This is a genomic window from Acinetobacter sp. NRRL B-65365 (assembly GCF_001605865.1).
Taxonomy (GTDB): Bacteria; Pseudomonadota; Gammaproteobacteria; order Pseudomonadales; family Moraxellaceae; genus Acinetobacter; species Acinetobacter vivianii.
The window spans coordinates 36,201-59,116 of sequence record NZ_LRPD01000001.1; the positions used below are offsets into that span (position 1 = coordinate 36,201).

General features: G+C 40.8%; 24 protein-coding genes. 12 read left to right on the forward strand and 12 right to left on the reverse strand.

Going from position 1 to position 22,916, the window contains the following annotated elements:
• The first annotated feature begins 169 nt into the window (after window positions 1-169).
• A complete protein-coding gene (locus AWW72_RS00175) occupies window positions 170-1,612 on the forward strand; it encodes an outer membrane protein transport protein (RefSeq protein ID WP_062846073.1) in 1,443 nt (480 codons plus the stop codon).
• A gap of 253 nt (window positions 1,613-1,865) precedes the next feature.
• Window positions 1,866-3,095: an OmpP1/FadL family transporter gene (locus tag AWW72_RS00180; protein WP_062846074.1), complete on the forward strand. Its 1,230-nt coding sequence runs from the start codon at window positions 1,866-1,868 to the stop codon at window positions 3,093-3,095.
• 80 nt (window positions 3,096-3,175) lie between these two features.
• On the opposite strand, the gene thrH is transcribed toward AWW72_RS00180, so the two are convergent.
• On the reverse strand, window positions 3,176-3,793 hold the full coding sequence (gene thrH / locus AWW72_RS00185) for a bifunctional phosphoserine phosphatase/homoserine phosphotransferase ThrH (RefSeq protein WP_004652299.1): 618 nt from the start codon (window positions 3,791-3,793) through the stop codon (window positions 3,176-3,178).
• 208 nt (window positions 3,794-4,001) lie between these two features.
• On the opposite strand from thrH, the gene AWW72_RS00190 reads away from it, so the two are divergent.
• Entirely contained in the window at window positions 4,002-4,622 is a 621-nt protein-coding gene (locus AWW72_RS00190; RefSeq protein WP_005259304.1) for a phosphoadenosine phosphosulfate reductase domain-containing protein, read from the forward strand.
• A gap of 181 nt (window positions 4,623-4,803) precedes the next feature.
• Window positions 4,804-6,192 carry a WS/DGAT/MGAT family O-acyltransferase gene (locus tag AWW72_RS00195; RefSeq protein ID WP_062846075.1) on the forward strand — a complete coding sequence of 463 codons (1,389 nt, stop codon included), beginning with the start codon at window positions 4,804-4,806 and terminating at the stop codon, window positions 6,190-6,192.
• A gap of 35 nt (window positions 6,193-6,227) precedes the next feature.
• Here AWW72_RS00195 and AWW72_RS19575 read toward each other — a convergent pair whose 3' ends face one another.
• The 6 genes from AWW72_RS19575 to AWW72_RS00220 form a co-directional block, all read right to left on the reverse strand.
• Window positions 6,228-6,401: a PA1571 family protein gene (locus tag AWW72_RS19575; RefSeq protein ID WP_004775299.1), complete on the reverse strand. Its 174-nt coding sequence runs from the start codon at window positions 6,399-6,401 to the stop codon at window positions 6,228-6,230.
• 135 nt (window positions 6,402-6,536) lie between these two features.
• Window positions 6,537-7,991 carry a ribonuclease G gene (gene rng, locus AWW72_RS00200; RefSeq protein ID WP_004775302.1) on the reverse strand — a complete coding sequence of 485 codons (1,455 nt, stop codon included), beginning with the start codon at window positions 7,989-7,991 and terminating at the stop codon, window positions 6,537-6,539.
• Window positions 7,992-8,054: 63 nt separating this feature from the next.
• A complete protein-coding gene (locus AWW72_RS00205) occupies window positions 8,055-8,615 on the reverse strand; it encodes a Maf-like protein (protein WP_062846076.1) in 561 nt (186 codons plus the stop codon).
• A complete protein-coding gene (gene mreD / locus AWW72_RS00210; RefSeq protein ID WP_005259310.1) occupies window positions 8,603-9,094 on the reverse strand; it encodes a rod shape-determining protein MreD in 492 nt (163 codons plus the stop codon). The genes AWW72_RS00205 and mreD overlap by 13 nt, the downstream gene beginning before the upstream one ends.
• The gene (gene mreC / locus AWW72_RS00215) at window positions 9,081-9,938 is read right to left on the reverse strand and encodes a rod shape-determining protein MreC (RefSeq protein ID WP_004775307.1); all 858 of its coding nucleotides are present in this window, start codon (window positions 9,936-9,938) and stop codon (window positions 9,081-9,083) included. Before mreC ends, mreD begins: the two co-directional genes overlap by 14 nt.
• 17 nt (window positions 9,939-9,955) lie before the next feature.
• A complete protein-coding gene (locus AWW72_RS00220) occupies window positions 9,956-10,996 on the reverse strand; it encodes a rod shape-determining protein (protein ID WP_004775309.1) in 1,041 nt (346 codons plus the stop codon).
• A gap of 133 nt (window positions 10,997-11,129) precedes the next feature.
• Between AWW72_RS00220 and gatC the strand changes: the two genes are divergently transcribed.
• From gatC to gatB, 3 genes are read left to right on the forward strand one after another with little or no spacing between them, the layout of a single operon-like run.
• Window positions 11,130-11,447 (forward strand): Asp-tRNA(Asn)/Glu-tRNA(Gln) amidotransferase subunit GatC, encoded by a 318-nt coding sequence (gatC, locus tag AWW72_RS00225; protein ID WP_004652310.1) that lies wholly within the window; start codon window positions 11,130-11,132, stop codon window positions 11,445-11,447.
• A gap of 53 nt (window positions 11,448-11,500) precedes the next feature.
• The gene (gene gatA, locus AWW72_RS00230; protein WP_062846077.1) at window positions 11,501-12,979 is read left to right on the forward strand and encodes an Asp-tRNA(Asn)/Glu-tRNA(Gln) amidotransferase subunit GatA; all 1,479 of its coding nucleotides are present in this window, start codon (window positions 11,501-11,503) and stop codon (window positions 12,977-12,979) included.
• Complete coding sequence (gene gatB, locus AWW72_RS00235) at window positions 12,979-14,448, forward strand: Asp-tRNA(Asn)/Glu-tRNA(Gln) amidotransferase subunit GatB (RefSeq protein WP_062846078.1); 1,470 nt, start codon at window positions 12,979-12,981, stop codon at window positions 14,446-14,448. Before gatA ends, gatB begins: the two co-directional genes overlap by 1 nt.
• 43 nt (window positions 14,449-14,491) lie before the next feature.
• Here the strand turns inward: gatB and AWW72_RS00240 are convergent, their stop codons facing one another.
• Entirely contained in the window at window positions 14,492-15,112 is a 621-nt protein-coding gene (locus AWW72_RS00240; RefSeq protein WP_004775313.1) for a TetR/AcrR family transcriptional regulator, read from the reverse strand.
• 112 nt (window positions 15,113-15,224) lie between these two features.
• On the opposite strand from AWW72_RS00240, the gene AWW72_RS00245 reads away from it, so the two are divergent.
• Both AWW72_RS00245 and AWW72_RS00250 read left to right on the forward strand, forming a co-directional pair.
• Window positions 15,225-16,091, forward strand: a complete 867-nt coding sequence (locus AWW72_RS00245) for a metal-dependent hydrolase (RefSeq protein WP_062846079.1) — start codon at window positions 15,225-15,227, stop codon at window positions 16,089-16,091.
• Between the two features lie 143 nt (window positions 16,092-16,234).
• Complete coding sequence (locus AWW72_RS00250; protein ID WP_062846080.1) at window positions 16,235-16,714, forward strand: hypothetical protein; 480 nt, start codon at window positions 16,235-16,237, stop codon at window positions 16,712-16,714.
• An 81-nt stretch (window positions 16,715-16,795) separates the two neighbouring features.
• Here the strand turns inward: AWW72_RS00250 and AWW72_RS00255 are convergent, their stop codons facing one another.
• The 3 genes from AWW72_RS00255 to AWW72_RS00265 all read right to left on the reverse strand — a co-directional run bounded on the left by AWW72_RS00255 (window position 16,796) and on the right by AWW72_RS00265 (window position 19,915).
• Window positions 16,796-18,199, reverse strand: a complete 1,404-nt coding sequence (locus AWW72_RS00255) for a putative phage abortive infection protein (RefSeq protein ID WP_062846081.1) — start codon at window positions 18,197-18,199, stop codon at window positions 16,796-16,798.
• Between the two features lie 270 nt (window positions 18,200-18,469).
• On the reverse strand, window positions 18,470-18,991 hold the full coding sequence (locus AWW72_RS00260; RefSeq protein WP_047429735.1) for a hypothetical protein: 522 nt from the start codon (window positions 18,989-18,991) through the stop codon (window positions 18,470-18,472).
• A 153-nt stretch (window positions 18,992-19,144) separates the two neighbouring features.
• Entirely contained in the window at window positions 19,145-19,915 is a 771-nt protein-coding gene (locus AWW72_RS00265; RefSeq protein ID WP_062846082.1) for a hypothetical protein, read from the reverse strand.
• A 129-nt stretch (window positions 19,916-20,044) separates the two neighbouring features.
• On the opposite strand from AWW72_RS00265, the gene AWW72_RS00270 reads away from it, so the two are divergent.
• Window positions 20,045-20,794 (forward strand): DUF4850 domain-containing protein, encoded by a 750-nt coding sequence (locus AWW72_RS00270; RefSeq protein ID WP_062846083.1) that lies wholly within the window; start codon window positions 20,045-20,047, stop codon window positions 20,792-20,794.
• Window positions 20,795-20,807: 13 nt separating this feature from the next.
• On the opposite strand, the gene AWW72_RS00275 is transcribed toward AWW72_RS00270, so the two are convergent.
• Window positions 20,808-21,707, reverse strand: a complete 900-nt coding sequence (locus tag AWW72_RS00275) for a LysR family transcriptional regulator (protein WP_062846084.1) — start codon at window positions 21,705-21,707, stop codon at window positions 20,808-20,810.
• 100 nt (window positions 21,708-21,807) lie between these two features.
• Between AWW72_RS00275 and AWW72_RS00280 the strand changes: the two genes are divergently transcribed.
• Complete coding sequence (locus AWW72_RS00280) at window positions 21,808-22,380, forward strand: chromate transporter (RefSeq protein ID WP_004775326.1); 573 nt, start codon at window positions 21,808-21,810, stop codon at window positions 22,378-22,380.
• A complete protein-coding gene (locus tag AWW72_RS00285; RefSeq protein ID WP_004775328.1) occupies window positions 22,377-22,892 on the forward strand; it encodes a chromate transporter in 516 nt (171 codons plus the stop codon). The genes AWW72_RS00280 and AWW72_RS00285 overlap by 4 nt, the downstream gene beginning before the upstream one ends.
• Window positions 22,893-22,916 lie beyond the last annotated feature (24 nt).

Here is a 22,916-nt window from a genome sequence, read left to right on the forward strand (position 1 = left end):
TTTCATCTTTCTGTTAATACTGCTTAGTTCATTTAGAACATTTACTCTTATTTTAATTATGGTATTTTTGTTACATGAAGTTATAGCCAATCACAATAGATAACTTTTTTGTTGTCAGATCATAGCTTCTTAACACTAAAGAATCTTGAAGTTCAAGGAAAGATTTACAATGAAATTAAAACATCTTAGCACTGCCATGATCTTAGCAACGCTACCTGCAACTGGAGTTTTTGCAGCAGCGTTGGACCGTTCAGGTCAATCTATGTCTGCATTTTTACAGCCGGGTAATTATTTTGAAGCGGGTATCTCAGTTTTAGACCCGACAGTTAAGGGTAAAGAAGCAGGTGATACTGCAACACAACGTAAAATTGGCGACATGGGCGACGACTACTTGTTCCCTAGCGCAGCATTAAAACTTCAACTTACTGATAAAATTTCCTTCGGTTTACTATACGACCAACCATTTGGTGCTGATGCAAAATATAGTGGCGACAATGTTTTTGTAGCCAATGCAAATGATGGCGTCCTATCAGCAAAATCTATTGATAATATTGTTACTCAAAGAGCTGTAGCGGCATTAGAAGCACAAAATATTCCTGTAAATGAGCAAACACTTGCAGCAGCAAAAGCTCAAGTACAAGGCAGCCCACAATTTCAACAATTAGCAGGCGCATTAAATGCAGCTAAAGGTTATCTTGGTGCAAGCACAGGCTCAAATAACACTCAAGTTGAAGTAGATACACAAAACCTTTCTATGGTATTTGGTTATCAACCAACTAAAAACTTTAACTTCTATGCTGGTCCAGCGATCCAGACGATCAAAGGTAATGTGAGCCTTCGTGGTGAAGCATATAGCGTATACAATGGCTACGATGCAAAAATTAAAGAAACAACTGGTGTGGGTTGGTTAGCAGGTGCTGCTTATCAGATTCCAGAGATTGCACTTAAAGCATCTGTAACATACCGTTCAGAAATTGATCATGATGTAAAAGCTCAGGAAGATCTTTCTTTATTAGCATTCCCAGCTTTATCTGGTGTACTTGCTGGTTTAGGATTAGATCCAAGTCAACTTGCAGCGGGCCTTGCCCAAGACAAGAAAACAAAAATTACTACACCTCAATCTGTTAACTTAGATTTCCAGACAGGCATCATGGCAAATACAGTTGCATTTGCTAATGTTCGCTGGGTGAACTGGAAAGACTTCTCAATCCAGCCTTACAAATTTGGTGTTTTATCACAACAAATTGGTGGCTTAATTGGTCGTCCAAATGGTTTCAACCTTGTTGAATATTCTGATGACCAATGGTCTGTGAATGCTGGTGTTGGTCGCAAACTTAGCGAGCAATGGGCAGGAAACGTTTCTGTAGGTTGGGATTCTGGTGCAGGTAACCCTGTTACTACACTTGGTCCAACTGAAGGTTACTGGAACGTCGGTCTAGGCTTACAATACAGTCCAACTCCTGCAACCTTTATCGCGGGTGGCGTAAAATACTTCTGGTTAGGCGATGCTAAAGCGCAAACTGGTGCTCAAGCAGGTAGCGATAGCTATGTAGCTAAGTTTGAAGACAACAATGCAATCGCATATGGTTTAAAAATTGGTTATAAATTCTAATCAAATGATTTAAATCAAAAGGTCATCTCAGGATGGCCTTTTTTTATACAATTTTAATAAATAAAATCAAAATAATAGATAAATCCCTCTGCTCATTTCTCGCACACAATCCACCTATATAAAACTTGAATGCTCAAGTATTTTTGGTGACCTTACCAGTTCATTTATTGACATTTGTAAAATATTTAAGCCTCTAAAAATTATGATACTTTTCGCGCCATTCTGTTACAAAGTGATTTGAGAGAACATATTAATGAAGCTGAATGCTATTCAAACGGCTCTTCTACTTAGCTTAGTTCCAACAACGACAACATTTGCCGCAGCACTGGATCGCTCAGGCCAATCAATTGCAGCGTTCCTGCAACCAGACAATTATTTTGAAGCGGGTATTACGATTCTTGATCCAAATGTATCAGGTAAAGACATATCACAAAACAATACAGGCAATATGGCGAACCATTACTACTCGCCAAATGCTGCCTTAAAAATTCAGGCAACAGATCATTTTTCAATTGGTTTGATTTATGACCAGCCTTACGGTGCCGATGCAGAATATACAGGGCATAGCAACTTTATCGAAAGCCGCCCTGTTCCTTTTAAAGGTGGTACATCCGTTACAGTTGATACTGAAAACTTAAACCTGTTATTTGGTTACCAACCGAACCAGAACTGGAACCTGTATGCAGGTGCGGTTTACCAAACCTTAGACAGCACCGTGTTATTACGCGGTGAAAGTTATAGTGCTTATAACGGTTATGATTTTAAAACAGGTCGGGACGAAGCAGTTGGCTGGTTAGCAGGTGTGGCATATCAAATCCCTGAAATTGCACTCAAGACTTCTTTAACTTATCGCGCCAAGATCAAGCATGAAATGAATGCTTATGAAAAACATGGTGCTGCAGGTATGACAAAATATCCAGAAATCAATGCAGGCTTTACTCAGATTAATAATTCTGAAGGTCAAACGGAAATCACTACCCCACAATCTGTCAATCTTGATTTTCAAACGGGAATCATGGAAAACACGATTGCATTTGCAAATTTACGTTGGGTGAACTGGAAAGACTTTGCTATCCGTCCATATAAATTTGGTAAAGGTTCAATTCTATCAGATATTGTAAAGAATACAGGTAAAAAAGACGGTTTCGATCTAGTAGCTTATACCGAAGATCAATACTCAATTACTGCGGGTGTAGGTCGTAAAATCAATGATCAATGGGCAGGTAATCTATCTGTGGGTTGGGACTCTGGCGCTGGCAACCCTGTCACCACCTTAGGCCCAACTGAAGGCTACTGGAATATCGGCGTAGGTGTTCAATATAGCCCTACACCTTCTACCTTTATTGCGGGTGGTGTGAAATACTTTTGGCTCGGTGATGCCAAAGCGCAATCAGGTTCTCAATTTAATACACCGGGTTATGTGGCTGAATTTGAGAATAATGATGCAATCGCATATGGCTTAAAAATTGGCTATAAGTTCTAATGCTTGACGCATAATAAAAGGCGCTTTAAGCGCCTTTTATTATTTTGGAATTTTTAAAAATCAGTAATCAGATGGATGAATTATTCAGGAATATCACGTTGTGATACTGAACGAATCGCCTGTTTTAATGCTTCATAGCCATGCAATGGTGGGAACTGTGGAAACTCGGCAATCACATTGGCTGGTGCATCGAATAAGAAACCATGATCGGCTTCACCCAGCATGGTGGTATCGTTATAAGAATCACCTGCTGCAATGACACGGAAGTTTAAGCCATGTAATGCTTTGACTGCTTGGCGCTTTTGATCTGGCTGACGTAATTTATACGCGGTAATCATGCCATTTTCATCTGTCTCAAGTTTATGACAGAAAATCGTTGGCCATCCCAATTGTTTCATGAGTGGATGAGCAAACTCATAGAAAGTATCAGATAGAATGATCAGTTGAAAATGTGTACGCACCCATTCCACAAACTCTTTCGCACCTTCAAAAGGCCCCATATCTGCAATCACGGCCTGAATATCATTTAAGCCCAAACCATGCTGTTTTAAGATATTCAGACGTTGAGTCATCAACACATCATAATCGGGAATATCACGTGTCGTTGCCTCAAGTTCTTTAATCCCTGTTTTTTTTGCAAAGTTAATCCAGATTTCTGGAACTAAAACCCCTTCAAGATCTAGGCATACGATTTCCATGCTTATTCAACTATCCTATATGTTAAAAATTGCGCTAGTTTAACATGGAGATGTGCTCAACAATTGCCCTTTTTTCATGGTCTAACCATAGATTTTTTGAATAAGAATTTCCTTGGCGAACATATCCGACCAGACATAATTGCATTACTATATGAGGCAGTATGTCGTGTAAACGACGAAGACCGATGAGCATAAAAGGCAACGTGTTATGACTTTAAATTTGGATCAAATCAATACAGAATTTGGCAATGATGCTGAAAAACTAATTGAATGGGCATTAAGCTTAAATGAAAAGGCTATTGTGACAACGAATTTCCGTCCATTTGAAGCTGTCATTTTGCATATGTTGACACGCGTCAAACCTGATATTCAGGTGGTCTGGATGGATAATGGTTACAATACCGAAACCACCTATAAATATGTGGATGAAATTACCAAGTTACTGAACTTGAACCTTCTTACCTACTTACCAAAGCGTTCACGTGCACATCGTGAAGCACTGGAAGGTCCTGTTCCTGCACTTGATGATCCAAAACATGAAGCCTTTACTGCTGAAGTAAAATTAGAGCCATTTGAACGTGCAATCCGTGAAACTGCTCCTAAAGTCTGGTTTACCGCTTTACGTGCTACAGATACCGCTGTACGTGCAGAAATGGATCCTGTCAGCATTAATCCAGATGGCCTGATCAAGGTTGCCCCATTATTAAAATGGACTTCAAAAGACCTTTGGGAATATATGCAAAAACATAATTTACCAGACAACGAAGATTACTTTGATCCGACAAAAGGTGAAGAGCATCGCGAATGTGGTTTACACTTAAATCACTGATTTTAGCGTCGCATTAAAATAAAACCACTGATTCATCAGTGGTTTTATTTTTCCTGACTCGTCTGTACAAAGTCATATTTTAACCAGAACAAACAGTATATACTGCGCAGAACGGTTCAATAATACTAATAAGAGCTCAAAGAGTATCTTATAAAAAATGCGATGAGAGGCTAGATCTGCTATGCGCCCACTACACCCCATTGATTTTATTTTTCTCTCGCTAGAGAAAAGACAGCAGCCTATGCATGTAGGTGGCTTGTTTTTATTCGAGCTTCCAGAGAATGCTTCACCTACATTTGTGCATGATCTAGTTAACGAAATTCGTCAATCTAAAAGTATTCCTGTCCCGCCATTTAACAATCAGTTGAATGGTTTGTTTTGGGGTGAAGATAGCGAGTTTGATATTGACCATCATTTCCGTCATATCGCTTTACCTAATCCAGGGCGTATTCGTGAACTTCTGGTGTATATCTCTCAACAACATAGTTCCTTGATTGATCGGGCCAAACCACTCTGGACATGTGACATTATCGAGGGTATTGAAGGCAACCGTTTTGCCATGTATTTCAAAATCCATCATGCGATGGTAGACGGCGTTGCGGGAATGCGCCTGATTGAAAAATCACTTTCTCATGATCCAAATGAAAAGCATGTTGTACCGTTATGGTGTGTAGAAGGCAAAAGAACTAAACGTTTAAAAGCACCTAAGCCACCGACGGTGAGCAAAATTAAAAGCGTGATGGAAGGTATTAAATCCCAGCTTGAAGTGGCTCCAAAGGTCATGCAGGAGCTGTCACAAACTATCTTTAAAGAGATGGGTAGAAATCCAGACTATGTATCGACCTTTCAGGCACCGCCATCTATCCTAAATCAACGCGTGAGTTCTTCACGTCGTTTTGCAGCACAATCGTTTGAACTGGAACGTTTCCGTCGTATTGCCAAATCTTTGGGTGTGACCCTGAATGATGTAATTTTGGCAGTCTGCTCGGGCGCATTACGTGAATATCTGCTCAGTCACAATAGCTTGCCTAAAAAGCCACTGATTGCGATGGTGCCTGCGTCTTTACGTACGGATGATTCTGATGTTAGTAACCGTATTACCATGATTCTGGCAAATCTTGCGACTCATATCGAAGACCCGATTGAGCGTTTGGAAATTATTCGTCGTAGCGTACAAAACTCAAAACAGCGTTTTAGTCGTATGACTGCCAACGAAATCTTGAACTATAGCGCGGTGGTGTATGGTCCTGCTGGTTTAAACATTGCATCTGGCATGTTGCCTAAGCGTCAAGCGTTTAACCTTGTGATTTCAAATGTACCCGGCCCGCGTGAGCCACTGTATTGGAATGGTGCCAAACTAGATGCACTCTATCCTGCATCGATTGTGATGGATGGTCAGGCGCTGAATATCACCATGACAAGTTACTTGGATAAGCTGGAAGTCGGTTTGATTGCATGTCGTAATGCACTACCGAAAATGCAGAATTTACTGACTCATTTAGAAGAAGAAATTCAACGTTTTGAACAAGCGATTCAAGACTTGCCTCAACCGCAGAAAGCGGCCAATTAAATCCCAGAATAAATTAAGGGGCTTTCGTTAGCCCCTTACTTTTTAATTGTGCGGCAACGCTGCAAGAGCTGATGGCAGGCTGAACGAATCATCGCAGTGGTGATCTGAACTTCTTTACCTTGACTGTCTACCATATAGCATGTGTTTACAGGGTTACTGTCTAAAACATGTTTGAAACCGTGGTTCACTAATCTTTCACTCACATTCATAATTATATACCTCATATTATTTGCTAAGGTACCCAAAAGTACCTATGGCTCATTCTATGGTTCTAGTATTTAAAATTCATGATAGAAAGTAAAATTTCAGTTGTAACAAGGCTTAAGCGAAATCTTGTTACAACTTTAGGTTAAAATGATATCGTATTGCTCTTGCGTATACAGATTTTCCACCTGGAATTTAATCACACGATTAATAAAATGTTCTAAATCCGCGACAGCTGGGGCTTCTGCTGTTAATAGCCGATCAATGACCGCTGGGTGGGCAACGACAGTAAAGCCACCCTTGGAATCAAATGCACGGGCATAACGTAAGATTTCTCGAAATATCTCGTAACATACTGTCTCTGCTGTCTTCACATAACCCCGTCCTTGACAGGTTGGGCATGATTCACAAAGCAAATGTTCCAAAGATTCGCGTGTACGTTTACGCGTCATTTCCACTAAACCAAGCTCGGAAACCTGCGTAATTTTAGTCTTGGCATGGTCGCGCTCAAGCATGCGTTCAAACTGACGCATCACTTCCTCTCGATGCTCAGCTTCTTGCATGTCAATAAAATCAATAATGATAATGCCACCCAGATTGCGCAGACGAAGTTGTCTTGCAATCACTTGTGTGGCTTCCATATTGGTTTTAAATACCGTGTCTTCTAAGCTACGCCCGCCGACATAAGAACCTGTGTTTACATCAATGGTGGTCATGGCCTCGGTCTGGTCTATCATCAGATAACCACCAGACTTGAGTGCTACACGGGTTTGCAGTGCTTTTTGAATATCTTCTTCGACGTTATATAAATCAAATAACGGCTTCTCGCCCGGATAATGAATCAAACGGTTTTGAATGGTCGGCACAAACTCATCCACAAACTCACTCAGTTTGCCGTGAATTTCCCGTGAATCGACATAAATTTTCGCTGTTTCATCACTCGCCAAATCACGCACAATGCGTTGCGGCAAAGGTAATTCTTCAAAAATCAGTTCAGCGGTTGCCGCTTCTTTTTGTTTACGCTGGATAAATTCCCATAACTTGCTGAGATAGCACATGTCTTGCGCAATCGCAGCTTCATCTACCCCTTCTGCGGCAGTACGTACAATCACACTGCCCGGCAAATGATGCTCAGCCTGAATGCCTTCAATAATGCCACGTAAGCGGTCACGCTCTTCTTCAGATTCGATACGCTGAGACACACCAATGTGATTACCATAAGGCATCAACACCAGATAACGCGAAGGAATGGAAAGATCGGTACTTAGACGGGCGCCTTTGGTTCCCAGCATGTCTTTCATGACCTGAACCGTTAGCATTTGCCCGGGATGTAATAATTCAAAGACATTTGGCGTAGGTTGCGAACGCGACCACACCATATCGTTAATATGCAAAAAAGCGGTTCGAGACAAACCAATATCAACAAAGGCCGCTTGCATACCCGGAAGTACACGCACAACTTTACCTTTGTAGATATTACCCACTAACCCACGTTTAACAGTACGCTCAACGAATAGTTCATTGACCGTACCATTTTCAATCAATGCCACACGACATTCCATCGGCGTGACGTTAATCAGCAACTCTTCTGCCATAACAAACTCAAAACTTTATAAAAATTCTTATATCCGAAAGTGTTATCCCCAGTATTCCAATACTTAGGCTTTAACTCTTTCTAATAACTGTGCTGTCTCGTATAGAGGTAACCCCACTACATTACTGTAGCTGCCCCGAATTTGAGGAATATATTGTGCAGCAATTCCCTGTATCGCATAGGCGCCAGCTTTTCCTATCGGCTCGCCAGTGGCCCAGTATTTTTCCATTTCTGCATGACTCAGTTGCTGAAACTCAACTTGAGTGCGTACAGCAGTGCTGAGCATCTGTGCAGAAGTCGCAACACATAGACCAGAATAGACATCATGCCATTGTCCGGAAAGTGCTGACCAGATTTCAAAGGCATGCTGCTTTGATTCTGGTTTTCCAATAATCTTGCCAGCAAAACTTAAGCTGGTATCAGCCGCAATCACGATTGCATCAGGGAATTGATTTAAAACAACTTGAGCTTTGGCTCTAGCCAAACGCTCAACATAGTGCTCAACCGCTTCCCTTTCTTGCACAGCCTCATCAACATCTGGGCTGTAGATTTCAAAATCTAGCCCCAGTTGCGTTAATAGCTCCTGCCGACGAGGCGAGCTTGATGCAAGAATTATATGCGCCATTTATGTAAACAATAATAAACCAAGGGCCATGCTAACACACCTGTCACCACTGGTTGCCAGTGACGGGCAATCGAAAAATGAGTTCCGGCAATGGTCTGGCTAATCCATAGGAAGGTAATATGCGCAACAATGGCAATCACCGCAATCACCCATGAGTTCCCAAACGTCAGAATGCGACGTTCACGAATCAAATAACGTGTCGCAAAGGCAATCAATACAAAACTCAGTGCATTTAAGCCAAAAGGCGCATCGAGTAATAGGTCGACAAAAAGCCCCATACCAAAGGCAAACCAGACTCCACACCAGACAGGCTGATATAAAATCCAGAACAGCATAATCATCAACATCATCGACGGTCGCCATCCAGAAGCCTCATAAGGCATCGGATAGACCATCAACACTGAGCCGATAACAATGGACAGGATGATCATCAACAATGGATCTTTACGTTTCTCATAGTTCAGTTTAGCGATCGGCATAAGGTTGCTCCTGCGCTAAAGATTCAGAGAATAATACGACCACATGATGACCACTTGCCAGTTGGGCAGCTGGAGCCACGTCAATTTCAGCAAATTCACCCGACGTATGTCGACTGACTTTTGATACCGTACCCACTAAGTAACCTGCTGGAAAATGTTCACCGAGTCCAGAACTAAATACCTTATCCCCAACCTGAATATTGGCACTGGTCGGGACATATTCCATTTTGAGTTGCCCCAAATCACCTGTACCCGTGACAATGGCACGCATTCCAGTACGCTCTAAACGCACCGACAATGAATGTTCCTTGTCAGATAGCAACATAATCCGTGAACTATGTGGATAGACATTAATAATCTGCCCCATAATCCCCTTATCATCCAGTACAGTTTGACCTGTTCTTAAATGATCCACGGAACCACGGTTAATGATAATAATATGTCGCAATGGGTCAGCATCTGTTCCGATCACTTCAGCAATCTGCATACGGCCATCAATAATTAATGGCGTATCCAACAGCCCTCTTAGACGGTTATTTTCCGCAGAGAGTTCTGAAAGTTTTTGTAGACGGACTTGTGCCTGAAGAAGTTCAGCCTGCATGGCCGTATTTTCACGACGCAATTGGGCTTCAGATTTGGTTTGTTGGTTAAGCCATTCTCGCGACAGTACAGGATAGCTTGCCAGCGCATAAATTGGATTATACGCGGCATACAAGACATCCCTTGCTGGTTGAATTACATAGGGCATGCGCCAATCAAAGAAAAGCACCACCAAACATGTAATGACCGCAATGACAAATGAGCGAAAAGATGGCGGTTGTCTTGAAAAAAGATTCGGTTGCACCGCCTAGTCCTTATGATTTAACCAACGAAAAGCATGTCATGGTTTGGATTGTCAAAGAACTCTAAGACTTTACCGCCACCACGAGTGACGCAAGTTAAAGGATCATCCGCAACAATCACAGGCAAACCTGTTTCTTGAGCAAGCAATTTATCGAGGTTACGTAGTAATGCACCACCACCTGTCAAGACAATACCACGCTCTGCAATATCAGAAGATAATTCAGGTGGGGTTTGTTCAAGTGCAGATTTAACCGCACTCACGATGCTTTGTAATGGATCAGCAATGGCTTGAGTGATTTCATCCGAAGTCACGGTAATCGCGCGAGGTACACCCTCTGCCAGATTACGTCCGCGAACTTCGATTTCGAGGGTTTTGCCATCAGCAACAGCCATACCCACTTCTTTCTTGATCACTTCAGCTGTGGTTTCCCCGATCACACAACCGTGCGCTTTACGAACGTAGTTGATAATCTGCTCATCAAATACATCACCACCGATACGTAATGAATCTGCGTATACACAACCTTGTAATGAAATGATTGCGATTTCAGTCGTACCACCGCCCACATCTACAACCATCGAGCCACAAGCTTGCTCAACTGGCATACCTGCGCCAATTGCAGCCGCCATCGGCTCTTCGATCAAACGGACATCACGTGCGCCTGCATTGAATACAGCCTCACGAATTGCACGACGCTCAACCAAGGTTGATTTACATGGTACACACACCACAACACGTGGCGCTGGTGGGAATAAACGCTTCTCATGCACTTTGCCAATAAACTGATTCAACATGGTCTCAGTTACTTCAAAGTCAGCAATGACACCGTCTTTCATTGGACGAATCGCTGAAATATTCGCTGGTGTACGGCCTAACATTTGTTTAGCATCAAGACCTACAGCGGCAACAATTTTTTGCGAACCACTGTGACGAATTGCCACAACAGTTGGTTCATTTAATATAATGCCACGGCCTGGTGCATAAATAAGTGTATTTGCAGTACCTAAATCAATGGCTAAATCCGGCGAAAACAAGCCAATTAGTCGTTTTAGAATCACGGGGGCGTTCTCAATTAAACTTTGTGTGAATACAAGGTGGCAACTTTAACTAAATGTGATGATTTGAACAAGTCAATCGCTTATTATAACGCACGATATTTTGAAATTTTTTAATACTGAATTAGGTAAAGTTATGTCTACATCATCAGATGCTCAGCAGACAACAGACTTAAATGCGCAAACGGTATCGCAAATTGCACACCTTGCCCGTTTATCTCTCAATGACACGCAATCTGCTGAATATGCTCAAAGTTTAAATAAAATCCTTGGCATGATGGAAAGCTTGAAAGGCATTAATACCGATGATGTTGAGCCTTTAAAGAGCCCATTTGACAACCCGCAACCTTTACGCGCTGACGTTGTGACTGAAAGCAACCATCGTGATGAATATCAAGCGGTCGCACCTGCTACAGAAGCAGGTTTATACCTCGTACCTCGCGTAATTGAATAAGTTTTATTCGATTAGTCAATATTTTATATTTAGAATGTAAAGAAATTTTTCATATGACAGATTTACATCGCTTATCAATCCGTGAACTCTCTGAAGGCTTAAAAACAGCCCAATTTTCATCACGCGAATTGACTGAACATTATTTAAAGCGTATTGCCCACATTGACCCAAAAGTAAAAAGTTATGTGACGGTAACCGCAGAACAGGCACTTGCTGAAGCAGATGCCGCAGATGCTGCACTTAAGTCAGGCAATGCACACGCGTTGGCAGGTATTCCACTTGCACATAAAGATATTTTTTGTACCCAAGGCATTAAAACCACTGCCGGTTCAAAAATGCTGGATAATTTCATTTCACCTTACGATGCAACGGTTGTTGCAAAAGCCAAAGCTGCGGGTCTCGTGACTTTAGGTAAGGTGAACATGGATGAATTCGCCATGGGTTCAACCTCTGAAAATTCTTATGTCGGCGCAACCTCGAATCCGTGGGCACTGGATCACGTTCCGGGAGGTTCATCAGGTGGTTCTGCAGCAGCAGTTGCGGCTGATCTCGCACCGATTGCGACAGGTACAGATACAGGCGGCTCAATTCGTCAACCTGCTTCATTCTGCGGCTTAACCGGCTTAAAACCAACTTATGGTCGTGTGTCTCGCTTCGGTATGATTGCGTATGCATCCTCTCTCGATCAAGGCGGCCCAATGGCGCGCTCGGCGGAAGACTGCGCGTACTTGATGAATGTGATTGCGGGTCATGATGCCAAAGACTCTACTTCGATCAATAAAGAAGTGGATGATTATGTTGCTAACCTAAATGGCACAACAGTGAAAGGTTTACGCATTGGTATTCCAAAACAGTACTTCAATGTTGCTGGTTTAGATGCAGATGTGAAAGCACGCGTTGAAGAGTCATTGAAAAAGCTTGAAGAGATGGGCGCAACGTTGGTTGAGATTGATCTCAACATGACAGAAGCCTATGTACCAACTTACTACTTGATCGCACCTGCGGAAGCATCTTCAAACCTGTCACGTTTTGACGGTGTTCGTTATGGCTACCGTTGTGAAAATCCTGTGGACTTGATGGACTTGTACAAACGTTCGCGTTCAGAAGGTTTTGGTGCCGAAGTACAACGTCGTATCCTGATCGGGACTTATGCCCTTTCTGCGGGTTACTACGATGCATATTATGTCAAAGCACAAAAAGTACGTCGTTTGATCCAGCAAGATTTCCTCAAAGCATTTGAAAATGTTGACGTGATTGCTGCGCCATCAGCACCAACCACTGCCTACAAAATCGGCGCCAACCTCAGCCCGACTGAAATGTATTTAGGTGATATCTATACCCTTGCGGTGAACTTGGCAGGTCTACCAGCCATCAACGCACCTGTTGGTTTTGATAAAGACAGCCTGCCTGTGGGCTTACAGTTGATTGGTAACTACTGGTCAGAATCACAATTGCTTTCAATTGTGCATCAATATCAACAAAACACTGACTGGCATACCAAACGTGCGGCAATTGCTGAGGAGAATGCATAATGACTGAAGCTCAAAAGTTAAAGTTAATTGACGGTTGGGAAGTCGTTATCGGGATTGAGATCCACACGCAGTTGGCGACCAAGTCTAAAATCTTCTCAGGTTCATCGACTGAATTTGGTCAAGACCCGAATACACAAGCCAGCCTTGTTGATTTAGCCATGCCGGGCGTATTACCAGTATTAAATGCGGAAGTGGTTGATCTTGCGATTCGCTTTGGTTTGGGAATTGATGCCTATATCGACCAAGCCTCTGTATTTGCACGTAAGAACTACTTCTACCCAGATTCGCCAAAAGGCTACCAGATCAGCCAGATGGACAATCCGATTGTGGGCTTGGGTCATATCGACATCCAGCTTGAAGATGGCACTGTGAAGCGTATTGGCGTGACTCGTGCCCATCTTGAAGAAGATGCAGGTAAATCAATCCATGACCAGTTCGAAGGTATGTCGGGTATCGACTTAAACCGTGCAGGCACACCATTGCTTGAAATCGTATCTGAGCCAGATATGCGTTCGGTTGAAGAAGCGGTTGCCTATATCAAGTCGATTCACACGCTTGTGCGTTGGTTAGGTATTTCTGACGGTAACATGGCAGAAGGTTCATTCCGTGCTGACTGTAACGTGTCGTTGCGTCGTCCGGGCCAACCTTTTGGTACGCGTTGCGAGTTAAAAAACCTCAACTCATTCCGTTTCATTGAGCAAGCGATCAATGTTGAAATTGAACGCCAAATGGAAATTTTGGAATACGGCGGTGAGATCGATCAGGAAACCCGTTTATTCGATCCAAACAAGATGGAAACCCGTTCAATGCGTTCGAAAGAAGAAGCGAACGACTATCGCTACTTCCCAGATCCAGACTTGTTACCAGTAATCATTGCCGATGAGCAAATCGAAGCAGCACGCGCTGCCCTTCCAGAATTGCCTAAAGCGCGCCGTGCACGCTTTATTGCTGACTTCGCTGTAACTGAGTACGATGCGCATGTATTGACGCTGTCACGCGAAATGGCGGACTTCTACGAGGCTGTTGTGGCTGCTGCTGGCGGTGCGAAGCAAGGTAAAGTCTCTGCAAACTGGGTAATGGGTGAATTCTCAGGCGCTCTAAACAAAGCAGGCCTAGAATTGGCGGACTCTCCTGTTTCAGCTGAGCAGTTAGGTGGCATGATCGCACGTATTGTCGATAATACCATCAGCGGTAAAATCGCGAAGCAAGTGTTTGGCTTTATGTGGGAAGCAGAAGGTAAATCTGCGGATGACATCATTGCTGAAAAAGGCTTGAAGCAAGAAACTGATACTGGTGCGATTGAAGCGATCATCAAAGAAGTGCTTGCAGCCAACGAAAAAATGGTTGAGGAATACAAGTCTGGTAAAGAGAAAGCCTTTAATGGTCTTGTCGGCCAAGTGATGAAAGCATCTAAGGGTAAAGCTAACCCTGCTCAAGTGAATGAATTAATGAAGAAATTGATTGGTTAATACCATCTGATTTCAAAGTAAAACCCGCTTTAGAGCGGGTTTTTTATATCTTTAACTTATTGCGATCATCATCAATATAGGACATCGTAATATCAATTAAGCAATCAATTAACTCTTCAAAGCTAAAGCCTGTATTTTGAGATGAAAAGAAGTTCATCGTGAGCGCAACACTTGAGTTAATTAAAATATAAACCATCAATTTCAGATTTTTTATTCTTAAAACCTCTGGATGTTTTACCGCATATTCAATCGCTAACGTATTGATGGCTTTCACAGCTTTCACATGACTTGCCTCTGTACTATATTTCCCTGAAACACTTACCCAATAAAAATATTTATTATCATCCTTTGCCAAAAAATCACCAATTTTCAAAAAAATTGATCTGATCGCTGCGGGAATTTCCATATCCTGAATCTCTGGAATCACGGCATAAATGACATTTGCCAGCTCAGCAATAAAATATTGCTGCATTTCTATAAACAGTGCCTCTTTATTCTTGAAATACTCATAAAAACTTCCTGAACCAACTCCTGCAATCTCACATACTTTCAGTACAGTTGTATGATCCAATCCATTATTTTTTACTGATATAAATCCTGCATCGACTATAGAATTATAGGTGTTTTTTGATCTACTTTGCTTTGGTTTTCTTATATTTACCACTCTAAAAATCTCCTTATAAAATCCGTCTTTTTTCCGTATAAATTCATTGATAGATTGTATAGAGAAATTCAAAACTGTTCAAATTATCACCCACTGCTAAGGAAAGAAGAAAATGAATATAGCGGCACCTTCTCTACACAAAATCGTTCGTCGTAATGTGGTTATTCCTTTTGATAAAAGCAAAAAGTTTTCTTTTTACTATGAAGATAATCTCGTTGTTACCTCATTATTTGTGGTTCTTTCCGCCATGTTTCCACCCGGAGAAATGTTTTTTATCGAGAGTATTCGAAATGTCCGTGATCAAATTAAAGATGAAAAGTTACTAGAAGATATCCGAAATTTTATTGCGCAAGAAGCATTTCATAGTCGGGAACATCAATCTCTAAATGAGCATCTTATCCATTCGGATTATCCAGAAGTTGTAGAGATAGAAGCCAAGACCAAAGCAAAATTAGATGAATTTCGGAAACTTCCTAAAGTTGAACAATTAGCCGCAACCGTGGTGATGGAACACTATACGGCAACACTTGCACGGTTATTATTAACTGATCCATTAATTAAACAGAGAACGACGCAAGACAGTAGAAACCTATGGGAATGGCATGCGCTGGAAGAGTTAGAACATAAATCTGTGGCATTTGATGTGTTGAATGCCATAGGTGGCAATACGGCTAAAAATAGAAGGATTGCACTCAATAGGGTTACCAGACTCCTCTCTCCTGTACTTTTTCATTACTGGATCAAATTATTAAGACGGAGTGATATTCAGTTTTCGCTTCGGGAGCTCAAAGATGGTGTATATCTTGGCTTTGGAGGAATTAATCGTGTAGGGATTATCACTAAAGCAATGGTTGAGATGCTGGATGTACGAGATAAAGATTTCAATCCCCTACACATGCAAACTGAGCAGCTCGAAGCAGAATATCGAGAAAAATTGTTTGGTGACAATGGTATTTTAAAAAGTGCATTTAAAAGCTGATTGATTTTAGAGTTAGAAAATCCTTTAACAGTCTTGTTAGACAAGTAATGAAAACATCTATGAGAAAGCCCTCTTTTTAGAGCGGGTTTTCTTATTTTATAAGGTAAAATACCTGCACAATAATTTTTCAAATCAAAACTAACATGATCGTTAAATTTATGAAAAAGAGATTATTTCTTAGCACTTGTTTACTTGTAATCAGTAATTCTAATTTTGCACAAACACCTCAAGCGCCTAAAGCCGATGCTGAGGCCATTTTTAAAGCAGCAGGTTTTACAAAAAGTAAAAAAGGCTGGAAAAGTGATTGTTCAGTCGGTGAAATTACAACTTATGCCGATTTAAATGGTGATGGGCTGAAAGATGCAATCGTTTCAGATTACGGCACCATGTGCTATGGCAATACCGGGGTTGGTTACTATGTTGTAGCGCAACAGAAAAATGGTCAATGGAAAACCATTTTAAAAGAAGCAGGTATGCCTGAGTTTTTAAAAACCAAAGGAACAGATGGCTGGCCTGATATTGAGAATGGTGGGCCTGGTTTCTGTTTTGAAGTTTTACGCTGGAATGGTCAAGCCTACAAGGTTAATCGCTACGAATATCAAGGTAAGGCTTGTGAGTTATAACTGAAGAAATATCAAATTAATGAAGAAATTGATTGGTTAAATTGAACTAACTTCAAAAAAACCCGCTTTAAAGCGGGTTTTTTATTGTAAATTAACAAAAATACTAGAAGAGTCAAATTTTTTAATTGTAATAAAATCCCCTCGATTTGTTCGCTTCATATCTTCGGTATACTTTAATACGGACATATCATCAAAACAATAAAATTCATAAAAACAGCTATTAAAACTAAAGAAAAACCCTTTATCTGTAAAAACTATATCTTTCAAACCAACAAATCCATTACTATTTTCTATAGCAGCATTTAAACTACTACAATCAATCTTATAATCAAAAAATCTTAACCCATCAGGATATCTATTAACAACAAAATAGGTGTATGATAATTTTGTATTTAAAGAAAAATCATTTTTTTTATCAAAAAAACAAATTGCTTTCTTAAAATTAAAAATTTTAGCTTCAATAAGCTCCCAAGAACTAAAAAATAATTCATCAGATTGAAGGAAATCTAAATAACAGCTATGGCTTAATAAACCCTCAAAATATATTGACTTTCCAAATACTTGAAAATCTCCATGGAGAGTTCCCCCATCCAACTTATAAAATTTTGAAGCTACTATCAAATCAATACACAATGCATCATCATGTGCTAAATTCTTGAAGGGCATATGCTCTAAAAAATTATAATAGGATAAATACCATCTATATTCATCAAATTCAGTATAAGCATTTAAAAAAAGTAATTGTTGTAATTTCAACGGAATTAAGGACCTTAGAATATTTGTGTATTGTTTCTCTAAGGCATAATCACCCCACTCTTGAATTTTTTCAGTTTTATTCGTTGATCTATTAATTTTTGTATTTATTAGCTTAAACAATTGAAACAAACAAATAAAATATTGATTCAACTCTTGATTCTGCAAAAGCTGATATCTTTTATCCTCTAATTCCAAATCACAATTTATTACAAAAATAGAATTATAAATTTTATCAACTTTACTCTCATCATTTTCATTCAAAGAGAATAATTCATCTTGCTGATGTTTAAACTGATTTAACAAACTAAAAAATAGACTATCAAATTGCTGAAGATTTTGTGTTTTCTGAATCAATTCTTGTGAAGTTGCAGAGTCTTGTTGTGCTTTACGACTTAATGCAAGCTCTTCAGAATTAAAATCTAAAGATTTTTTATTTTGATAAACTGTATACAAAATCAGACAAACACTCAAAAAAGTTAAAATAGGATTTAAAGTACCCCCAATAAAATCACCAAAAGCCCCCCAATTAGAAATATATTCATTACTAATATAGGGAAGTGTCATTGATTTTTCATTAATAAATTCATTTTTTGAATTTTGTGCCAACAAAACATTTTCATAAAATCTTAAATAAACATCATTAATCAGCCTATAAAAACCATATAAAAATCCGACAACCAATAAAATATAGCTAACGTGACTTTTAAATTTTATATTACTAAAATTCATTTCATTTTTTGATACACTAGAGACCCTAAAATTATACATTTAAATAAAAAATTATCTACCACAAGAGCTCATTTTCTGTCGACTTTGTCAAGAAAATATAAAAAATATATCACTGATAAATATTAATATCTAGTTCACCTTAACCATAAATCCAAATATCAAACATTGAAAAGTCATTACCAACTTATCTAAACAATATTAGTAATAACTTTACGATGTCTTATCTAAACGATGTCTTATCTAATTACGTTTAAAAAGTACTAAAACTCATCACTGACCTCTTAACACACCCAACTTATTCCAGATATCAGGCGTTAAAAAGGTCGTCACTAATTTATTTAAATCAATATAACGCAAGGTGCTTTGCAACTGCTGTCTGACCGCAGGATCTTTAACAATATCCTGCCCTGCACTCTGACCTAACTGCTGAAAAGCCTCGCCAACTGCTTGAATCCCTTCAGCTTGAATCACCGCTTTGGTCTGCGTCGAACACTGCTCCACAATCACACGCTGTAACACCTGTGCCAGCTTCTGATCCAACTGGGTTTTCTGCTCAGGTGTGACATTACTAAACGCCTTTAAATCAGGATGTGCAGCCAAGGCACTATACGTCCATTGCAAAACTGTGGTTTTATCCGCTGCGGTGGTCGCTTTCACCAAACAGTCACTCAGTTGATCAACTGTTGGCCCTGCCATTGCTACTTGGGTTGTACCCAACACAGCCGCAGCCATGAACACAGAACGACTCAAATGAGAAAATTTACGGCGGGCAGAAGTATAAACACGAGACATAAGCACAGTTCCAAATTGCAATCTTTCCCTTTGTACCATGTACAAGGCAAATCATCTGTTATGACGCTGTAAATTACGTAAGCCCAAGCCTTTAAAGCTTTGGCAAAGTGTAAAATGATCCTCTAAAACAATCCTATATTCCTGAATGCGCATTTATTCCATACCTGCATAATCCCATGATGCGGGAATATTCGGCTGCTTCGGCACTTTATTTATATCAATATTCAGGTTGCGACTGCCTTTAAACGATTTCTCACCCGAATCTGATGCAGGTGATACATCTAGGCTGTAACGATAACGAAATTGCCAGACCATCGGCTTGATCGGACGGATATCCAGACTCAACCCATCTTCATCATGACAGTTGCCTTTGGAATTTTCATAATCCTGTTCCGAGAAACAGGCCCGAATCATACGATTAAAACTAAAAGGATAATTTTCAATAAAGCGATGGGTTTTGCCTGAATCCTTTAATTCATAAAAGCTGGCACGCTCAATCCCCGCCCCACCACCTGAATACATTTCAGAAAAAGTATCAATCACCGCAATGGCATAACGGTTCTGATCCATCGGAAATAGTTTAGGAAAAATATACTGTCCTGATCTTGCCATCTCCTCCGCAGGTGCTAATGGAATATGCCATTGCTTCAATAATTTAAAGCCAGAACCTGAGTGATTAAACTGGACAATATTTCCTTCAGATAATAACCATACATCTTGAGGAGGTATTTTTAAGCTCAGCCATTTTGCTTGCTGCGTACAAAGATCTTTGACTTGCTCACAAAGTTGTTTTTGTTCTGACTGGCTCAGTTGTGCTTTCTTAAACTCCAGAATCTGTAATGGCGCAGCAAAAGTAGAGACACTCATGTAACTCAACACCGCAGTGAAAATGACTCGACTCAATCTATTGTTATTTTTAAACATGGTATTTCCTTAGGCTATTTTTATCGATTTATCCAATGATTTTACAATTGCTTGAGTTTGATTTGGTGATAAATCTTCACCATCCGAAATATGTTAATTTAAAGCGAAACTTAAAACACGCCATTAAAAATGAAAATATTCCTTGCCACTTCTGCTTTCGCATTCTCAATCTTCGCTTCGGTGACGCATGCTGAGATTCACGATTTCAAACCAAATTTTCCTCAATTCTCAAATACAGCACAACAACGTCAAACCGAAAACCAAATCTACGCACTGGGTGAAGTCTCCTTTGCCAATGACGTTCGTGTACCCTTCTATGGTATTACTGCGCCAAATCCTGTCGATGATGGTCTATTAAAAGATTTTAAAACCTGTACGGCAAAAAGTTGTCATTTCAATTTTAAATTAGCCGCTGATCAGGCCAAACAACTTAAACTGGTTGCGCTGCCTGAAATTGGTCTTGTACTTATACCTAGAGGCTGGCGCGATGTAGAAGCGCATGCAGGGGCAAATGGCACAGGCTCAGCATTACTCATGAGTCCAAATCAGAAACAGGCCATTGAACTCTACGATTCATCTGTTTGTGTTGGCTGTGGTATGCCCTATGCCAGCCTTTATTTTCCAAACTTGCTAAAACAAAGTATTGAAAATGAATATGGTGGATATAAAGATCCAAAGAAATTAGTCAACGTTGTACACCCTTCCAAACAAGTGGCCTTCTTTAGTTATCAGATTCCAAAGCTGAATAACAAAACCCATGGTGTGGCTAAATATATCGATGATGGCGACTTTAACTTCAGGATCATTAAAGTAACGCTAGATAAATCCCAACAGCCTTTGGTCGGAACGATTTTAAATTTTTATCATTTTATCCATTAGCCTGTGAGAATGTTTAAGTAGACTGGCTGGCTCTGAGCAGATTCAGGAAATGCTCGACCCGAACATTATTTTCTTTATTTCGAAAAATCGCATAAATGGGTGCAATACAGGGTTTTTTCGCCTCCAGACTGCGATAGACAATCTGCTTGTTCCAAAAATCCTGAATTGAAGCGGGTACAATGGAAATGCCGATCCCCGCAGCAATCAAATTAAGACTTGAAGTTAAGCGTGGTGCTTCCTGCACAATATTGGGATTAAAACCAGCCTGATAGCAGTTCGCCAGAATATTATCAAACAGGTCCTGCCCAGCAATACGGCGATACAATACAAACTCATAAGGCTCAAGGTCTAGCAGTCGAATAGCCCCCTCTTCGACAGCTAGAGGATGATTACTGGGTAATGCCACAATTAATGGTTCATCCAGCACATGCAGACTTTGCAGTCCAATACGAATCGGCGCGGGCTTGCGTAAAAACACAATATCCAGCTCTTGATTAATCACTGCATCGGTTAAGGAGCTGCTACTTTTTTCTTCCAGATGAATAGCGACAGCAGGAAACTTCTCTCTGAACTGACGCAATAAGGCAGGCAGAAATGGATGTAAACCTGCGGAGTTGGTAAAACCGATATTGATCTGTCCTTCCAAGCCTTGGGCAATATTTTTTACCCGTTTCGGAATGGATTGGGCATGCGCCAGAATCGTGATGGCTTCCTGATATAAAGCCTTCCCCGCTTCGGTGACTTCAACCCCACGCGGCAAACGTTTGAGCAATATTGTATCCAACTCCTCTTCCAGACTTTTGATCAGTCGGGTCAAAGGTGGCTGTTGCATGTGTAGTCGAACGGCAGCTTTGGAAATATTACTTTCCTCAACCACAGCAACGAATGCGTTCAGTTTATGGATATCAATCATACATACCTTAAAAGTATATCTAACAGCAAAAATAGCATTTGTGAATATACCATAAATCTTTCATGCTATAGCTCACGAAGTTGAACAGAAAGGTTATCCAATGAAAGCCCAAGCCCTATCAATACAGAATGAGCCCATCACAACTGCTCCTGATTGTAAGGCATTATTCACGGGATTTATGAAGTTGGGATTGATGGGGTTTGGTGGGGTTTTACCCTTGGCTCATCGCATCATCGTTGAAGAACACAAATGGATAGATGAAGGCAAATTTACCGACTTGTTAGGCGTCTGCCAATTATTGCCCGGCGGCAACATCATCAATATGGCTGTTGCGATTGGCATGGAATTCGAAGGTGTTAAAGGCGCAATCAGCTCAGTGCTTGGCTTGATCTCCGCACCAACCGCAATCGTGCTGATCATTTATCAGGTGTATGAATATTTTCAGTATCTCCCAGCAGTCAAACATATGATTCAAGGTCTAGCGGCAGCGGCGGCAGGCTTACTGTTTGCAACAGGATTGAAGATGCTCAGACCGATCTTAAAAAGTTACCTGACCATCTTTACCATTGGATTGACCTTCGTCTTTATGATCTGGATCAAGCTGCCTCTGGCACTGACTTTGGCCATTCTACTCGCAATTAACATGCTGGTTTTAGGAGTGAAAAAATCATGATCTTACTCACCCTTGCCATCGTTTTTACTCAACTTTCATTGCTGGCTTTTGGTGGTGGTAACGCCATTCTGCCTGAGATGCAGCATCAGGTTGTTACCGTCCATCAATGGCTCACGGCCGAGCAATTTAGCTCACTGTTTGCGATGGCTCAAGCGGCCCCCGGCCCGAATATGATGATCGTGCCTTTGGTTGGTTGGCATGTCGCAGGCCCAGCAGGACTACTGGTTACGTCACTAGCGAAGTTTGGCCCCTCATCCATCATTACCATTTACGCACTTAAATTCTGGGAACGTTTTAAAGCCAATCCACTACGTGCTCGTTTTGAAAAAGCCTTGAAACCGATTACTGTGGGTTTGGTGCTGGTCAGTGCGTGGTTGATTGCCGATGCATCTGCACAAAACCTGCTTCTCGTAATGATCGTAATCGTGACCGCAATCCTCGGCATGTTTAAAAAGATTCATCCGCTCTGGGTGATGGCTGCGGGTGCAGGACTGGGAATTGCCTTCCTTTAAGCTTTAAACATCAATAAAAAAACC

Bases quoted from the DNA above. Each gene is read 5' to 3' on its own strand.
- AWW72_RS00175 (WP_062846073.1), top strand. From the start codon at position 170: ATGAAATTAAAACATCTTAGCACTGCCATGATCTTAGCAACGCTACCT.
- AWW72_RS00180 (WP_062846074.1), top strand. From the start codon at position 1,866: ATGAAGCTGAATGCTATTCAAACGGCTCTTCTACTTAGCTTAGTTCCA.
- thrH (WP_004652299.1), bottom strand. From the start codon at position 3,793: ATGGAAATCGTATGCCTAGATCTTGAAGGGGTTTTAGTTCCAGAAATC.
- AWW72_RS00190 (WP_005259304.1), top strand. From the start codon at position 4,002: ATGACTTTAAATTTGGATCAAATCAATACAGAATTTGGCAATGATGCT.
- AWW72_RS00195 (WP_062846075.1), top strand. From the start codon at position 4,804: ATGCGCCCACTACACCCCATTGATTTTATTTTTCTCTCGCTAGAGAAA.
- AWW72_RS19575 (WP_004775299.1), bottom strand. From the start codon at position 6,401: ATGAATGTGAGTGAAAGATTAGTGAACCACGGTTTCAAACATGTTTTA.
- rng (WP_004775302.1), bottom strand. From the start codon at position 7,991: ATGGCAGAAGAGTTGCTGATTAACGTCACGCCGATGGAATGTCGTGTG.
- AWW72_RS00205 (WP_062846076.1), bottom strand. From the start codon at position 8,615: ATGGCGCATATAATTCTTGCATCAAGCTCGCCTCGTCGGCAGGAGCTA.
- mreD (WP_005259310.1), bottom strand. From the start codon at position 9,094: ATGCCGATCGCTAAACTGAACTATGAGAAACGTAAAGATCCATTGTTG.
- gatC (WP_004652310.1), top strand. From the start codon at position 11,130: ATGTCTACATCATCAGATGCTCAGCAGACAACAGACTTAAATGCGCAA.
- gatA (WP_062846077.1), top strand. From the start codon at position 11,501: ATGACAGATTTACATCGCTTATCAATCCGTGAACTCTCTGAAGGCTTA.
- gatB (WP_062846078.1), top strand. From the start codon at position 12,979: ATGACTGAAGCTCAAAAGTTAAAGTTAATTGACGGTTGGGAAGTCGTT.
- AWW72_RS00245 (WP_062846079.1), top strand. From the start codon at position 15,225: ATGAATATAGCGGCACCTTCTCTACACAAAATCGTTCGTCGTAATGTG.
- AWW72_RS00250 (WP_062846080.1), top strand. From the start codon at position 16,235: ATGATCGTTAAATTTATGAAAAAGAGATTATTTCTTAGCACTTGTTTA.
- AWW72_RS00255 (WP_062846081.1), bottom strand. From the start codon at position 18,199: ATGAATTTTAGTAATATAAAATTTAAAAGTCACGTTAGCTATATTTTA.
- AWW72_RS00260 (WP_047429735.1), bottom strand. From the start codon at position 18,991: ATGTCTCGTGTTTATACTTCTGCCCGCCGTAAATTTTCTCATTTGAGT.
- AWW72_RS00265 (WP_062846082.1), bottom strand. From the start codon at position 19,915: ATGTTTAAAAATAACAATAGATTGAGTCGAGTCATTTTCACTGCGGTG.
- AWW72_RS00270 (WP_062846083.1), top strand. From the start codon at position 20,045: ATGAAAATATTCCTTGCCACTTCTGCTTTCGCATTCTCAATCTTCGCT.
- AWW72_RS00275 (WP_062846084.1), bottom strand. From the start codon at position 21,707: ATGATTGATATCCATAAACTGAACGCATTCGTTGCTGTGGTTGAGGAA.
- AWW72_RS00280 (WP_004775326.1), top strand. From the start codon at position 21,808: ATGAAAGCCCAAGCCCTATCAATACAGAATGAGCCCATCACAACTGCT.
- AWW72_RS00285 (WP_004775328.1), top strand. From the start codon at position 22,377: ATGATCTTACTCACCCTTGCCATCGTTTTTACTCAACTTTCATTGCTG.